9 protein-coding genes are annotated in these 16,060 nt (G+C 40.0%); all 9 read left to right on the top strand.

From position 1 onward, the window contains the following. The first annotated feature begins 20 nt into the window (after positions 1–20). The 9 genes from WA338_RS15245 to pelA all read left to right on the top strand — a co-directional run bounded on the left by WA338_RS15245 (position 21) and on the right by pelA (position 15,971). Complete coding sequence (locus WA338_RS15245; protein WP_272985541.1) at positions 21–2,135, top strand: RagB/SusD family nutrient uptake outer membrane protein; 2,115 nt, start codon at positions 21–23, stop codon at positions 2,133–2,135. Positions 2,136–2,149: 14 nt separating this feature from the next. Then, positions 2,150–3,388: a glycoside hydrolase family 88/105 protein gene (locus tag WA338_RS15240; RefSeq protein WP_272985540.1), complete on the top strand. Its 1,239-nt coding sequence runs from the start codon at positions 2,150–2,152 to the stop codon at positions 3,386–3,388. A 117-nt stretch (positions 3,389–3,505) separates the two neighbouring features. Continuing rightward, on the top strand, positions 3,506–5,128 hold the full coding sequence (locus WA338_RS15235) for a glycoside hydrolase family 43 protein (RefSeq protein WP_272985539.1): 1,623 nt from the start codon (positions 3,506–3,508) through the stop codon (positions 5,126–5,128). A 1-nt stretch (position 5,129) separates the two neighbouring features. After that, positions 5,130–6,998: a pectinesterase family protein gene (locus tag WA338_RS15230; protein ID WP_272985537.1), complete on the top strand. Its 1,869-nt coding sequence runs from the start codon at positions 5,130–5,132 to the stop codon at positions 6,996–6,998. Positions 6,999–7,084: 86 nt separating this feature from the next. Continuing rightward, positions 7,085–9,499 carry a glycoside hydrolase family 95 protein gene (locus tag WA338_RS15225; protein WP_272985535.1) on the top strand — a complete coding sequence of 805 codons (2,415 nt, stop codon included), beginning with the start codon at positions 7,085–7,087 and terminating at the stop codon, positions 9,497–9,499. A gap of 30 nt (positions 9,500–9,529) precedes the next feature. Then, positions 9,530–11,182 carry a glycoside hydrolase family 28 protein gene (locus WA338_RS15220; protein ID WP_272985534.1) on the top strand — a complete coding sequence of 551 codons (1,653 nt, stop codon included), beginning with the start codon at positions 9,530–9,532 and terminating at the stop codon, positions 11,180–11,182. 7 nt (positions 11,183–11,189) lie between these two features. Then, complete coding sequence (locus WA338_RS15215; protein ID WP_273016261.1) at positions 11,190–13,811, top strand: glycoside hydrolase family 3 C-terminal domain-containing protein; 2,622 nt, start codon at positions 11,190–11,192, stop codon at positions 13,809–13,811. Between the two features lie 118 nt (positions 13,812–13,929). Further along, entirely contained in the window at positions 13,930–14,889 is a 960-nt protein-coding gene (locus WA338_RS15210; protein ID WP_272985531.1) for a pectinesterase family protein, read from the top strand. Continuing rightward, complete coding sequence (pelA, locus tag WA338_RS15205) at positions 14,889–15,971, top strand: pectate lyase (protein WP_272985529.1); 1,083 nt, start codon at positions 14,889–14,891, stop codon at positions 15,969–15,971. The genes WA338_RS15210 and pelA overlap by 1 nt, the downstream gene beginning before the upstream one ends. Positions 15,972–16,060: the final 89 nt, after the last annotated feature.

The raw sequence follows: 16,060 nt of genomic DNA, 5'->3' as shown, positions 1-16,060 counted from the left end.
TTTTTAATCCAGTATAGATTATGAAAAAGCTATTAATAATATTAGGCGTAATTAGTTTTCTAATTACCTCTTGTGAAGATGATTATTTAGACGTTACGGCTCCTTCAAATGTAGATGAGGATTTTGTTTTTGCCTCTCCCGCAGATGCGCAAAAAGTAATGAACGGTATCTATGACCTGTGGTACGATTTAGATCGTAGGATGTATTATGATACTGAAGTTGTAGGTTCTGATTCAGAAAGACATCCTGAAAACTACAGTGCACAACAGCGGCATATTCCAGAAGGACTCTTTGCTTCAGAATTTGATATTGACTACGGAAGTTCAAAAGATACTTGGACTGAATGTTACCAGATCATCAATCGTTGCAATATTATGATTGAAAGTATTGAAGCTAAAGAAGAATATCAAAATGATGTTGCCGCAGGAGAGCCTAGCCCATGGACGCAAGTTTACGGTGAAGCTGTTGCAGCACGCGCAACCTGCTATAAACTTTTGGTTCGGTATTTTGGGGATGTTCCTTATTTCAATTATGCGATACGTACCACAGCTCAAACCGATTCCTTAGGATTAAGTTCTAGAGATTTGATTTATGATAGTGAAATCGAAGCTTTACAAGCTGCAGCACCTTTGATGTATCGTTTAGGTGAAAATAACATCAACGCAGAGCGCTTTTCAGGAACGTATGCAGATGCGGTAATTGGTCGTATGGCTTTTGATGCTGCCGGATATCAGTTGCGTCGTACAGATTTTGATTACGGAAGTGTAACCTTTGATCAAATAGGGGTAGAGAATGGAACCTGGCAAGCCAAATACGTACGTCGATCAGACTGGCAACGTTATATGGAACTCGCAAAAACGCATTACCTTAATGTAGTTAACAATCCGGGTTCTGCACGTTTGATCGAGAATGACGATCGTGGAGAAGGTTACAACAACCCATTTCAACGTAACTTTCAATACTTGATGGATTTACAGGTTAGTCCGGAATCTATTTACGAATCTGGCTATACAAGAGGATTTAATTCAGATTTCCCATACTCATTTGGTAGACCATCTGGTGGTGGTGGCTCTAATGCTTATCCAACAAAAAATTACGGTCAGGCGCGTATTTATGCAAGTTTCTATTATGGAGATTTCGTTCCTGAAGATAAGCGTAGAGATGTTACAGCTTGTGTTACTGCCAATTCAGGTGCAGCTTCAGAGCGCTTAATTGATTTTTCACCGGGAAGTCGTGAAAAAGGTGGCCTCGCATTAAACAAATTAGATGAAGCACGTTTTGCAGATCCGTATATCGCCGCACAGCGTAGATCAGGTTGTAACTGGCAACAATTGCGTATGGCAGATGTAATGTTAGATTTAGCTTACGCTTCTGCAGCAACAGGAGATGAGGCTACAGCAAAAACCTATCTAACACAGGTGCGTAGTAGAGCTTTTGATGCAGAAGATCAAACTGAATTTGTCACCAATTACGTAAATGCACTTTCTGGAAATGCGCTTCTTGACGCGATCGCTTTTGAACGTAAATTGGAATTGGCCGGTGAAGGTAAAACCCGTTGGGATATGACACTTTATGGCGATATGCCAGAGCGAATAGTCGCCTTAAGAGATCGTCAAATTGCGATGGTTAATGGCTTAAAAACTGATGGATTCTACACGTTTCCAGAAACCGGTGTCACGATTTCAAGCTACATCTGGACCAAGTTTGTAGACATTAAAGATATAGATCCTACATTGAACTTGCTTACAACAGAAACCCCAGACGGCTTGGTTCCTTCAGATCCTACGTATCCCGTACTAGTTCCCGGATGGAGAGGAACGAGCGATTTATGGACCGATTACATCAGCACGCTTCCTAGCGACGAAGTGAATTTAGCGATTAGAGGTTTATATGAGTACATCGATCCTGATGGCACTTTAGCTGCCCAATTGGAGGCTGAAGGTTATCAACGTTCTCCTTGGGGAATCAATATGATCGAAAATGAGAGTCACTATACCTCAGACATTTTTAAAGGCTACCCAGATTCTTATTATGCTTCTGGTGAACCACCTAGATATATTATGCCAATTCCTTCGGAAACCTTATCGCAATCTAATGGATTGATCACACAAGGTTATGGTCACGCATCTCAATAATTACTAAGAAAAAAATGAAGAAAAAGAAACTAATTTATTTATTAAATAGCCTTGCTTTTGTTTTCCTTACACTGCTTAGTGCGTGTAAGGAAAAGCAAAAGGAGATTGAAACTTCAACTGAAGAAACACAACTGGTAAGTGAAGACCTTAAATGGTCAGAACGTATGTTGTTATCAGAAATGCATCGATTTCCAGAATCCTGGATGCTTGACTTTCATGATAAACCTAAATGGAGTTATCCTAACGGTCTAGTCTTAAATGCGGCGCGTCGGGTTTATGAAGAAACCGGAAAGGAAAAATACTACGATTATATTTACGGATATCCTGATACGATGGTAAATGAAGACGGAAGCATTAAAACCTACGGACTAGAAAAGCAAAATCTTGATATGCTAAAGTCGGGTGATGTTTTGCTCTACGTTTATGATAAAACTCAAGAAGAACGCTTTAAAAAAGCAATTGACTTACTTCGAAAACAAATAGACTCCCAACCTCGCACGAGTGATGGTGGTTTTTGGCATAAAAAACGCTATCCGCATCAAATGTGGCTAGACGGTCTTTTCATGGCAGAACCCTTCTATGCGGCTTACACCCAAACCTATGTTGATGGGGAGGATGCTCAAAAAGCATATGATGATATTGTGCATCAATTTGATTTGATTCAAGAACATAATTATGATGCTGAGACCGGACTTTTATACCACGGGTGGGATGAAAGTAAAGAACAGATTTGGGCAGATGAAGAAACCGGAACTTCTCCAAACTTTTGGTCTAGAGCGATGGGCTGGTACGGAATGGCGCTCGTTGATGTGTTAGATTATCTACCTGAGGATTACGAAGGGAGAACACGCTTGATCACGTATCTCAATCAATTTGCCGAAGCAATTGCCAAGGTTCAGAATGAAGAAACTGGTTTGTGGTATCAAGTATTAGATCAGGGAGATCGTGAAGGAAATTATTTGGAAGCGACCGGATCGTCTATGTTTACCTATACACTTGCTAAGGGTGTAAACAAAGGCTATTTACCTCAAGATTATATGAATGTAGCAAAGAAAGGTTTTAACGGGATTACCCAAGAGCTTATTTCAGTTGAAGAAAATGGGGTCGTGAATCTTAATCAATGTTGTGCTGTAGCAGGTTTAAGCGCAGATCGCGATGGCTCTTTTGAATATTACATCAATGAACAAAAACGTTCTAATGATCCCAAAGGAACCGGCGCATTCATTTTGGCAAGTTTAGAGTTAGATAAATAATTCTCGAGACAAGCTCTGAGCCATTCGCTGGGAATAATTATCCAGTTTCGAGACATCTCGATAGTTATCGGGGACGTAATCTCAAACCCATTGATGCTACAATAAATAAGAAATACAATGAATTACCTACGCTTACTTATTTTTCTATGTTCAAGTTGCTTAATCGCGCAACAAAAAACCTATGTTTCTGAAGTTTGGATTGCAGACCAAGGAGATGGAACGTATAAAAATCCCATCATTCACGCAGATTATTCAGATCCTGACGTCGTGCAGTGGGGGGATGATTATTTTATGACTTCCTCAAGCTTTAATGCAGCACCGGGCTTACCCATTTTGCATTCTAAAGATCTTGTAAACTGGGAACTGGTTAATTATGCGCTTCCTAAACAAGTACCTGTAAAACATTTTAATACGCCACAACACGGAAATGGCGTCTGGGCGCCTTCTATACGGGTGCACAATAACGAACTCTATATCTACTGGGGCGATCCTGATTTTGGCATTTATATGGTTAAAACAGATGATCCTTTTGGCAATTGGGAGGAACCTGTTTTGATGATGGAAGCCAAAGGGGCAATTGATCCATCTCCTTTATGGGATGAAGATGGAAAGGCCTATTTAGTTCATGCCTGGGCAGGAAGTAGAGCAGGAGTAAAAAGTATTCTTACCGTGCATAAAATGAATGCTGAAGGTACAAAAGTGCTAGACTATGGCCGACACGTTTTTGACGGGCACGAGAACCATCCTACAGTTGAAGGCTCTAAATTTTATAAACGCAACGGATACTATTACATTTTTGCACCGGCTGGCGGCGTTTCTACCGGGTGGCAATTGGTGCTTCGGTCAAAGAATATTTACGGTCCCTATGAGGAGAAAGTGGTATTAGAACAAGGAGCAACCGCTATCAATGGTCCGCATCAGGGTGCTTGGGTAACAACAGATACCGGCGAGGATTGGTTTTTTCATTTTCAAGATGTTGATGCCTACGGAAGGATCGTTCACCTACAACCGATGCATTGGAAAAATGACTGGCCGGTTATGGGTAAAGATCAAAACGGAAACGGAATCGGAGAACCAGTACTTCAGCATAAAAAACCGAATGTTGGTGAACAATACGCAATTCAAACCCCTAGAGAAACCGACAATTTTGAACAGGATAGTTTAGGCTTACAATGGCAATGGAATGCCAATCCTAACGTACTTTGGTCGGCTAAATTACCCGGTAATGATTTTTTAAGGTTGTACAGTATCGCTCCTCCAGAGCAGATGAACAGTTTATGGGATGTTCCCAATTTACTGTTACAAAAATTTCCGGCTCCAGAGTTCAACGTGGCTACAAAAATCTCCTTAATTCCCGGTGATGGAAAAGAACAACGCAAGACCGGTTTAATCATTATGGGGCGCGATTACGCGGCGGTTACGCTAACAGAAAAAGAAGGGACTTTTTATCTTCAGAATACACAGGCTATAAAGGCTGATGAAGGAGCAAAAGAGGAGGTGTTAGAAGAAATAGCTTTGAAGTCAAATACTGTTTATTTAAAAGTAGCGGTAAGTGCTCCTGATGCGATGTGTCAATTTAGTTTCAGTGAGAATGGACGCAATTTCAAGAAATTTGGTACGCCTTTTAAAGCCAGAGTAGGAAAATGGATAGGAGCCAAAGTGGGCCTTTTTAGTATCAGCACTCCCGAAGCTTCTCGTGGAGGCTATGCAGATGTAGAATATTTTAGAATTACAAAATAGTATGAACAGATTTATCCATTTAACAATTCTAATTCAAATTCTTGCAACATCATTTACCTACAGTCAAAAGGAAAAACTAAATCTGCGACCCTACAGTATTGAAACTACTTATGAGCATTTAAAAAATGATCATCCTTTTATTAAAAGTATCACTCCATTAAACGATACGCTTTACGAGGCTCAAACCGATGTGGTTTACAAGAAGACTGAAACTTCTGATTTAAAATTAGATGCGTATTATCCTAAAGATGCGCTTGATCAAACCTATCCCGGTGTTTTGCTCATACACGGTGGGGGATGGTTTTCAGGAAGTAAGGAGAATGAGCGTGTAATGGCGCAGCATTTGGCTGCAAACGGTTATGTTGCAGTCACCGCATCTTACAGGTTGGGAAGGGAAGCGATTTATCCGGCCGGAGTCCTGGATCTGAAAGATGCATTGCGTTGGATGCAAGCAAACGCTGCACAGCTTCATTTAGATAAAAATAGAATTGCAACGCTGGGTGCTTCAGCAGGTGCACAGCTGGCTATGCTTTTGGGAGTAACACCTAATTCCAAGACTTTTAATGAAACCGAAGAGCGGTATTCAACACAGGTTCAAGCGATCGTTAATGTAGACGGAGTAACTTCATTTGTGCATCCGGAAGCCGGAAAAGGAGCCTTGCTAGATGCCTGGCTTGGCTACACCTTTGAAGAAAATCCAGAGATTTGGGCAGAAGCGTCACCGTTAGAATATGTAAGTGAGGCTACACCGCCAACGCTTTTTATCAATAGTGCACAACCTCGTTTTCACGCCGGTCGCGATGATTACACCGCGCAATTGGACGTCTATGGTATCTACAATGAAGTCCATACATTACCCAAAACACCACATTCTTTTTGGTTGATGCATCCTTGGTTTGAGCCTACTTTGAGGTATACCTTAAATTTTTTAGACAAAACTTTAAAAGCACCATTTGAAGATCCTTACCGAGTCATCACTGTTGGAAAAGAGGATCAAGCAGATTTTACGAGCATACAAGATGCGGTGAATTCTATTCGGGCTTTTGGGCCGGGCGAAGTATTGATCTCAATAAAACCCGGAGTCTACAAGGAAAAATTGGTCATTCCTGCCTATGTATCTAACGTTACCTTACAAGGTTCAGGTGTCGGAGAAACAAGAATCACCTTTGATGATCATTCCGGTAAAATGGATCCGGTAACGGGAAATGAACACGGGACATTTACTTCCCATACGGTAATTGTACAGGGAGCAGATATTCATTTTAAAAATTTAACTATTGCCAATAGCTCGTGTAATCAAGGGCAGGCAGTCGCTTTACACGTAGAAGGGGATCGTTTTATTGCTGAAGATTGCGCGATCATCGGTTGTCAAGACACGCTTTATACAGCTACCGAAGGCGGCAGACAGTTTTATAAAAATTGTTATATCGAAGGTACTACCGATTTTATTTTTGGTCAGGCGACTGTTGTTTTTCAAGATTGCGAAATTCACAGCACCGCAAATTCCTATATCACCGCAGCTGCAACTCCGCAGGATCAAGAGTATGGTTACGTGTTTTTTAACTGCAAGCTTACGGCAGCAGATAACGTTGAACGCGTCTATCTTGGTCGGCCTTGGAGGCCTTATGCGCGCACAGTTTTTATCGATACCGAAATGGATAAGCATATCGTATCTGAAGGTTGGCATGCCTGGCCCGGCGATGCGATGTTTCCCAATAAAGAAAAAACGGCATACTATGCAGAATATAAAAGTACCGGAGCTGGAGCAAGTCCCGCAACACGTGTTTATTGGTCAAAACAGCTGAGCGAGTGGACACGCGATCAATATACCTTTAAGAACATATTTAAAGATTGGGTGCCGAATTATTAATCAATAATATCAGATAAAAAAGAATTAATCTCAGAATAATAAATAGAATGATTCTCAGAAAATTTATATACCTAATTTTTTCTACGATGTTTTTGACTACATACGGTCAAGAGTTATGGTACGATAAGCCTGCTTCTAATTGGAATGAAGCCCTTCCTGTCGGTAATGGAAGAATTGGAGCTATGCTTTTTGGAGGAACTGATATTGATAAGATTCAGTTGAATGAAGAGACGGTCTGGGCCGGTGAACCGGGAAATAATATACCTAATAGAGTCTTTCCTCACATTCAGAAAATTAGACAGTTATTATTTCAGGGCAAAAATAAAGAAGCTCAGGAATTGGCAAAAGTGGTTTTTCCACGTCAGGCACCCAAAAATTTGAATTATGGAATGCCTTATCAAACCGTAGGAAATCTTGAGCTTGATTTTGGTCACAAGGTAATCTCTAATTACAAGCGTAGTCTTGATCTGAATAACGCCGTTTCACAAGTAAGTTATGTTTATGACGGGGTTACTTATAAGCGTTCTTACTTTATTTCATATCCTGACCAAGTAATGGTTGTTCACTTAAAGGCATCAGCTCCGGGGAAACTTTCATTTGGCTTACAATTCAATTCAAAACAAGATGAACAGGATTTACATGTTATGTCTGATAGACTAATACTAGATTGTAAAACCAGCAGTATTGACAATAAAGACGGCAAAGTACGTTTTGAGTCTATAATCAAACCTGTGCTCAAGTCGGGTAAATTAGAGAAAAGAAATAATGGACTTTACGTTCAAGAAGCAGATGAGGTTACCTTATTTGTAAGCATTGGAACCAATTTTAAGAATTATAAAAGCTTAAGCAATAATGCCCATGATATAGCTTTAGGTCATTTGAATGCTGTACAGAATAAAACCTTTAGTAATCTTAAAGAAACACATATTAAAGACTATCAAAATTTATATGATAGAGTAGCATTAAAACTTGGTACAAATGAGAAAAGTGAATTTGATCAATTTACTACTAGAGAGCGTTTAGATGCTTTTGATGGAAGTGACCTTGATTTGGTGGCGCTTTACTTTCAGTTTGGCAGATATCTTTTAATTTCTAGCTCACGTCCCGGTGGCCAGCCAGCAAATCTACAAGGAATATGGAATGCGGAATTGACTCCTCCTTGGGATAGTAAATACACGGTAAATATTAATACTGAGATGAATTACTGGCCTGCAGAAGTAACAAATCTTTCTGAATTACATCAACCTTTATTTACGATGCTAAAGGAGCTGGCCGAAACAGGAAAGGAGAGTGCTTCAAAAATGTATAATGCATCAGGCTGGAATATGCATCATAATACTGATTTGTGGCGAGTCACAGGTGTTATTGATGGAGGGTTCTATGGGATGTGGCCTATGGGTGGGGCTTGGCTTACACAACATATATGGCAACATTATTTATACACAGGAGATCAAAGTTTTCTTGAGGAATATTATTCTGTTCTTAAAGGTTGCGCTCAGTTTTATGCAGATGTTTTGCAAGAAGAGCCAGAACATAATTGGCTTGTAGTAGCCCCTTCAATGTCGCCTGAAAACAAATATGAGGACGGTGTAGGAATCTCTTATGGAACCACGATGGATAATCAACTGGTTTTTGACGTGTTCTCTAATCTAATCAAAGCTTCAGAAATTTTAGATAAGGATGAAGCATTTAGGCAAGAAGTAATCAATAAACGTAAACGATTACCACCTATGCAAATAGGAAAACACAATCAATTGCAAGAGTGGATCAAAGATTGGGATCGTACCGATGATCATCACAGACACATATCGCATTTATATGGTTTACATCCTTCAAATCAGATTTCACCATTTAGAAACCCAAAGTTGTTTCAGGCAGCTCAGAACACGCTCACATATCGGGGTGACAAATCTACAGGATGGTCGATGGGCTGGAAAGTAAATTTTTGGGCACGTTTGTTAAACGGAAACAGAGCCTATGATCTTATTAAAACGCAATTACATCTTGTAGAAGATGGAACCGAAGAAGGAGGAACATATCCTAATTTATTAGATGCGCATCCGCCGTTTCAAATCGATGGAAATTTTGGTTGTACCGCAGGGATTGCAGAAATGCTATTACAATCTCAGGATGAAGCGATTCATCTGCTTCCTGCATTACCAGATGCTTGGGCGACCGGGACCGTAAAGGGATTAAAGACTAGAGGTGGTTTTATATGTGACTTCGAGTGGAAAGAGAATCAACTTGAAACAATTAGAATCAAATCACAATTAGGCGGGGTTTGCCGCTTAAGATCAAAAATACAATTGGTTGACCAGCGAGGAATAGCCTTAAAAGAGGCACAAGGAACTAACGACAATCCATTTTTTCAAAACTCAAAAGTCAGTGATCCTTTAATGGCTAAAACTGTCGAAATAAGTACACCTGATTTAGGGCCGTACTATCTCTATGATATAGAAACTGTCAAGGGAGAAACGCTTGTGTTGAAGGCATTTAAATAGAAGTGTAGAAAACATTAGAATATCGATTATATGAATAGAATCAAACATAGTGCACTCATACTACTTTTTTGCTTTTTCGTACTTGAAGGTCTAGCACAAGAAGTTGATATGAAATCAATTTACGCTGATGTAGAATTTAAAATGGAACAAATCATTGAACCAAAATTTAAGAGAACAGAATATCTCATAACCGATTTTGGAGCTAAAGGTGACGGTCAGTTTAAAAATACCGAAGCTTTTCACAAGGCTATTGCTAAGGCATTTTCCCAAGGAGGTGGTACCGTTGTAGTTCCGGAAGGCATTTGGTATACCGGTCCGATAACATTAAAAAGCAATATCAATTTACATTTAAAGCAAGGAGCGCTTATTCTCTTTAGTGATCAATTTGACGATTATCCACTGGTTGAAACCAGTTATGAAGGACTCAAATCGGCACGATCAACTTCTCCTATAAATGCTTTAGGAGCAAAAAACATCGCCATTACCGGTAAAGGAATTATAGATGGAAATGGAGGAGCTTGGAGACCGGTAAAAAAATCTAAAATGACCCAGCATCAATGGAACGCTTTAATTTCGTCTGGCGGTGTGCTTTCAGATAATAAATCGGTTTGGTATCCTGATGAGGCAGCACTTAAAGGAAGTAAATCAGATTTGAATGACTGGACGATTGAGCAACTTCAAACAGTGCGAAGCTTTCTAAGACCGGTTATGGTGAGTTTGGTCGACTGTGAAAATATCCTTTTGGATGGCCCAACCTTTCAAAATTCACCGGCGTGGAATATTCATCCACTAATGAGTAAAAATATTATTGTACGGAATCTTACCGTAAGAAATCCGTGGTATGCGCAAAACGGTGATGGACTCGATCTTGAGTCTTGTGAAAATGTATTGGTGTATAATAACACGTTTGATGTAGGCGATGATGCGATATGTATTAAATCTGGAAAGAACGAAGACGGACGTAAACGGAATATGCCTACTAAGAATGTAATAATCAAAAATAACACTGTTTACCACGGTCACGGAGGTTTTGTCGTTGGGAGTGAAATGTCTGGAGGCGTTTCAAAAATTCATATATCGCACTGCAATTTTATAGGCACTGATACCGGATTGCGTTTTAAAAGCACACGTGGTCGCGGCGGCGTGGTCGAGCAAATCTATATTTCTCATATTTATATGAACGAAATTAAGACCGATGCCATACGCTTCAATTTGTATTATGGTGGTCAGGCACCCGATTTATCAAATGATTTAGCAGAAAATAAAGAGGATCGTGATATACCCGAAGTCACAATAGAAACTCCTTCATTTAAAGACATCTATATATCAGATATTACTTCGGTAAAAGCGCATAAGTCTGGGTTCTTTATGGGGCTTCCTGAGATGAATATTCAAAATGTGTCGATTAAAAATTCACAGTTTCACGGAGAGGAAGGTTTTACACTTATTGATTCTGATCAGGTGCACTTCAATAATGTTAAAATAGAAGCTACGGAAGCGCCGATGCAATTGCATAACACCAAAAATTTGGTGTTGGAGCAGCTTCATTTTTTATCTAAAGAATCAACCAATATTCAGATTTCAGGAGCAAAAACAAAAAATATAAGCCTGAAATATTCCGGAGCAACGCAGGATTATCAAATAAAATCCGGAGTTGAATCTTCTGAAATAACGGTAAAATAAAAGGCTTATGACTAAATATGTTTATACCTTTCTCATAGTTTTTTGCTGCTGTACACAGATTGAGGCACAAAAGCAATTTCCTTTTCAAAATGAGCAATTGGATCTTGAAACCCGATTGAATGATTTGGTCAGCCGAATGACCTTAGAAGAGAAAATCTCGCAATTGATGTCAGACGCTCCAGCGATCGAGCGTTTGAACATCCCAAAATACAATTGGTGGAATGAAAGCTTGCACGGTGTTGCTCGTGCGGGTTATGCCACGGTTTTTCCACAATCTATAAGCATTGCAGCTTCCTGGGATGCTCAATTGGTGCGAGAAGTGGCTACAGCAATTTCTAATGAAGCACGCGCCAAACATCACGAGTATCTAAGACGCGATCAGCATGATATTTATCAAGGTTTAACGATGTGGTCGCCCAACATCAATATTTTTAGAGATCCGCGATGGGGAAGAGGCCACGAGACGTATGGGGAAGATCCATTTCTTACCGGCACTTTGGGAGCGCAATACGTAAAAGGTTTACAAGGCGATGATCCTGAATATCTAAAAGTTGTTGCCACGGCTAAGCACTTTGCAGTGCATAGTGGTCCTGAGGAATCTAGACATTATTTTGACGCCAATACTTCGGAGCGTGATCTTTGGGAAACGTATTTGCCTGCTTTTAGAATGTTGGTTAAAGACGCTCAGGTACAATCTGTAATGACGGCGTACAATCGCTTTAGAGGAGAAGCGGCGAGCTCTAATAAGTTATTGTTTGATATTTTAAGAAACAAATGGGGATTTGATGGATATGTGGTTTCAGATTGTGGCGCTATCAACGATATTTGGGAAGATCATAAGATTACAGCAGACGCGGCTTCAGCTTCTGCTTTGGCTCTAGAAACAGGAACCGATTTAAACTGCGGAGCTACGTATAAATCCCTTGAAGAAGCCATAGCCAACGGATTAATTACTGAAGAAAAGATCAATATTGCTATTGAGCGCTTGTTTCGGGCGCGCTTAAAGCTGGGAATGTTTGATACTGAAGAAAACCTTAGGTATGCGACAATTCCTTTTTCAGTAAATACCAATGCTTCACATACCGCTTTAGCAAGAAAAGCAGCACAAGAAAGTATCGTGCTTTTAAAAAATGAAGCACGTATGCTTCCGCTTTCAAAAGACTTGAAACAAATTTCGGTAATTGGTCCCAATGCCCATAATGTGCAGTCGCTATGGGGAAATTACAACGGTACCCCAAAAAATCCGGTAACGGTCGTTCAGGGAATTCGCAATAAAGTGGCGCCACAAGTAAAGGTTGTGTATGAAGAAGGCGCTTCTCTCGCTCAAGGAATGCCTACGATGCAGGTAATTCCATCTATCTATTTTAGAACAGCTTCCGGAAAGCAAGGATTAGACGCTGCATATTTTGATAATACCAAATGGAAGGGTGATCCTTTGTTTACACAAATTGATGATAACGTTGATTTTACTTGGGACATCAATACGCCTGATCCACGATTGGCGCTTCAGGAATACAGTGTGCGCTGGTCAGGGTTTTTAAGCGTGCCGGAGACCGGAACGTATTATTTTAGCGATTGGGGAAAACCGTACCTGGATTTCCAAATTGAAGACTTGGTTTCAGGCGGAGGAAAGCATACGCATCATCCTTCTATTAATGCCAAAGAAGTATATCTAGAAGCCGGAAAAGATTATGCGATTACTATAAAATACAGCAACCTCTACGGTAATGCCGAAGCACGTATGCTTTGGTCAACTCCTGAAAAAAACAAGTTAGAACGCGCTGTGAATCTTGCTGAAGATTCAGATGTAACTGTTTTGGTTTTGGGCCTCAATGAGCGACTAGAAGGTGAAGAAATGCGTATTGATGTTGAAGGTTTTTCAAAAGGCGATCGTACAGCCTTAGATCTTCCTCTAGAGCAACGCGAACTTATGCGTGCTCTCGTAGCCACCGGAAAACCAATAGTATTGGTTCTACTCAACGGTAGTGCGCTTGCGATTAATTATGCTCAGGAGCATGTACCTTCGATATTAAGTGCAGGTTATCCCGGGCAAGAAGGTGGTAATGCCATAGCCGATGTGTTGTTTGGGGATTATAATCCCGCGGGAAGACTTCCGGTTACCTATTATAAGTCGGTTGATGATCTACCCGATTTTGAAGATTACAGTATGAAAGGGCGTACCTATCGTTATTTTGAAGGAGAAGCTTTGTATCCCTTTGGTTACGGCTTAAGCTATACGCAATTTTCGTATGATGCGATCAAGACTTCTGGAAGGCTTGCAGCAGATAATATTTTGAACGTTCAGGTAACTGTTACCAATTCTGGAGATCACGATGGGGATGAAGTCGTCCAATTGTATTTAAAAGATGAAGTGGCCAGTACTACGCGGCCGCAAGTGCAGCTGGTTGGTTTTAAACGAATTCATCTTCAAAAGGGCGAAACACAAACCGTAAAATTTCGTATTGATGCACGTCAGTTTTCAATGATCAATGATCAAGAACAACTGGTCGTAGAACCGGGGTGGTTTACGCTTTATGCCGGCGGCGGTCAACCTAATAAAAAGCAAACCGAATCTAGTGTTAGTGCACGTTACAAAGTAACCGGTAAACCAATGCCTATAGCTTTTTAACGTACTAACTGGTTAAGTAAAGAATAGAGTTCAATTGTGTGTGTATTGAATTTTTTAGGGTACGACTGCGGTCGTACCCTTTCTTTAAATTTTTTAAGTTATAAATCCAAAAGAAAAAATGATGTCGAACACGAAAGACCGAATAGTTGCTTTATTTATTGCTGTGCTCCTGTGCAGCACGACTTTGATAAAAGCACAAGAGCCAACCTATGATTTTATTGTAGCTAAAGATGGTACAGGCGATTATAGCACGGTACAAGAGGCCATCATGGCTGTTCCTGATTTCAGAAAGTCAAAAACCCAGATTTTAATTAAAAATGGTATTTATAAGGAAAAGCTGGTTTTGCCTGCATCTAAAACCAACGTTACCTTTATTGGTGAATCTAGAGATCAAGTGTATCTGACTTTTGATGATTATGCCAGTAAACAAAATAGGTTTGGAGAAGAAATGGGAACCACAGGATCTTCCTCCTTTTTTGTTTTTGGTAGTGATTTTACGGCAAAGAATATAACTTTTGAGAACAGTGCAGGTCCCGTGGGTCAAGCAGTAGCTGTACGCGTGGATGGCGACAACGCATTCTTTGAGAATTGTAGTTTTTTAGGATTTCAAGACACTTTATATGTGCACGGAAGGGATTCTAAACAATATTATAAAAACTGTTATATCGAAGGCACCACAGATTTTATATTCGGTTGGTCTCAGGCTGTATTTGAAGATTGTGAGATATATTCAAAAGAGGGAGGTTCTTACATCACAGCGGCCTCAACCGAAGAAGGAGCAGCTTTTGGTTTGGTTTTTATCAATTGTAAACTTACGGGTGACGCTCCTGAAAATTCGGTGTACCTAGGCAGGCCTTGGCGTAATTATGCGCAAACCGTGTTTATCAATTGTGAAATGCAAGCTCACATAAAAACTGAAGGTTGGCATAATTGGTCAAAACCAGAAGCAGAACAAACTGTTTTTTATGCAGAATTTGGTTCAACCGGAGCAGGCGCTTCAAACGAACGTGTGCCTTGGGCAACCAAATTATCTAAGGAGGAAGCGCAGAAGTTTCAATCAAAAAACTTACTCAAATAATGATATTTAGAACGGTAAATGCGACCATTTTAAAGCTCGTTGTTGTGCTTGGGTTCGTACTCTCAAATCCAACTTTTGCTCAGAATACCTCTTGGGGAGAAATTCTAAGACAGGATCGTTCTTGGTATACTTCAGCAGAAGCACAGCGCATTGCAGACCAAGTGGTACAATTTCAATTTGCCAATGGCGGATGGGCAAAGAACATTGATATGGCTCAAGATCTTTCTGATCAAGCTATAGACTTAATCAAAGAGAATCAACATACTACAATAGATAATGGCGCTACACATACGCAACTCCGTTTTTTGGCTAAGATACTTCAGCATAATGAAGATATTGTCTATAAAGAAGCGTTTAATAAAGGAATCGATTATTTACTGGAAGCACAGTATAATAATGGTGGTTGGCCTCAATTCTATCCTTTGCGGGAGGGATATTACAGCCACATAACTTTTAATGACAACGCAATGATCGGCGTGCTCAATTTATTTTATGATCTTGTGTATTTTCCCGATTATGCTTTGGTTACTTCAGCAAAAAAATCAAAAATAGAGCAAGCACTTTTAAAAGGAGTTGACGCAATTTTAGATATGCAAATAACGATAGATGATACATTGACGGTTTGGTGTGCGCAACACGATGAGCACACTTTAAAACCAGCAAAAGCAAGAGCATACGAGTTACCTTCTTTAAGTGGAGGAGAAAGCGTGGGAATTTTAGAATTTTTGATGCGTTTTGAAAAACCAACACTGCGGATGCAGCGTGCGATTAAGGCAGGTGTGATATGGTTTAAAAATCATAAGATCGAAAATAAGCGTGTAAAATGGATCGATGTTCAAACAGACTCAGGAGTTGTAAAAGATAGAGTAGTGGTCAAAGAACAAGGAGCTCCGTCACTCTGGGCAAGATTTTATGATCTAGAAACACAAGAACCCATATTTGTTGGTCGTGATGGTATCATAAAAAGTAAACTGGCTGAAATTGAGCGGGAGCGACGTACAGGCTATAATTACATTTCAAGATACGCCAATGATCTCCTTGAAACGAGCTATCCGCAATGGCGCTCTAAATTGCAAAATTGATTTTTGGTAGTATGGAATTACTACATTAGACTGGACATAGAGTTGAATGAATATTATTGCAAGTTGTTAACTTAGCAATCATGAGACGT

This window comes from Leeuwenhoekiella sp. CH_XMU1409-2, assembly GCF_037029365.1.
In the GTDB taxonomy this organism is placed as follows: Bacteria; Bacteroidota; Bacteroidia; order Flavobacteriales; family Flavobacteriaceae; genus Leeuwenhoekiella; species Leeuwenhoekiella blandensis.
This window is presented reverse-complemented; position numbering and strand designations above follow the sequence as displayed.

Excerpts from the sequence above, each read along its gene's own strand:
- WA338_RS15245 (WP_272985541.1), top strand. The coding sequence starts at position 21 with ATGAAAAAGCTATTAATAATATTAGGCGTAATTAGTTTTCTAATTACC.
- WA338_RS15215 (WP_273016261.1), top strand. The coding sequence starts at position 11,190 with ATGACTAAATATGTTTATACCTTTCTCATAGTTTTTTGCTGCTGTACA.
- pelA (WP_272985529.1), top strand. The coding sequence starts at position 14,889 with ATGATATTTAGAACGGTAAATGCGACCATTTTAAAGCTCGTTGTTGTG.
- WA338_RS15220 (WP_272985534.1), top strand. The coding sequence starts at position 9,530 with ATGAATAGAATCAAACATAGTGCACTCATACTACTTTTTTGCTTTTTC.
- WA338_RS15240 (WP_272985540.1), top strand. The coding sequence starts at position 2,150 with ATGAAGAAAAAGAAACTAATTTATTTATTAAATAGCCTTGCTTTTGTT.
- WA338_RS15230 (WP_272985537.1), top strand. The coding sequence starts at position 5,130 with ATGAACAGATTTATCCATTTAACAATTCTAATTCAAATTCTTGCAACA.
- WA338_RS15225 (WP_272985535.1), top strand. The coding sequence starts at position 7,085 with ATGTTTTTGACTACATACGGTCAAGAGTTATGGTACGATAAGCCTGCT.
- WA338_RS15235 (WP_272985539.1), top strand. The coding sequence starts at position 3,506 with ATGAATTACCTACGCTTACTTATTTTTCTATGTTCAAGTTGCTTAATC.
- WA338_RS15210 (WP_272985531.1), top strand. The coding sequence starts at position 13,930 with ATGATGTCGAACACGAAAGACCGAATAGTTGCTTTATTTATTGCTGTG.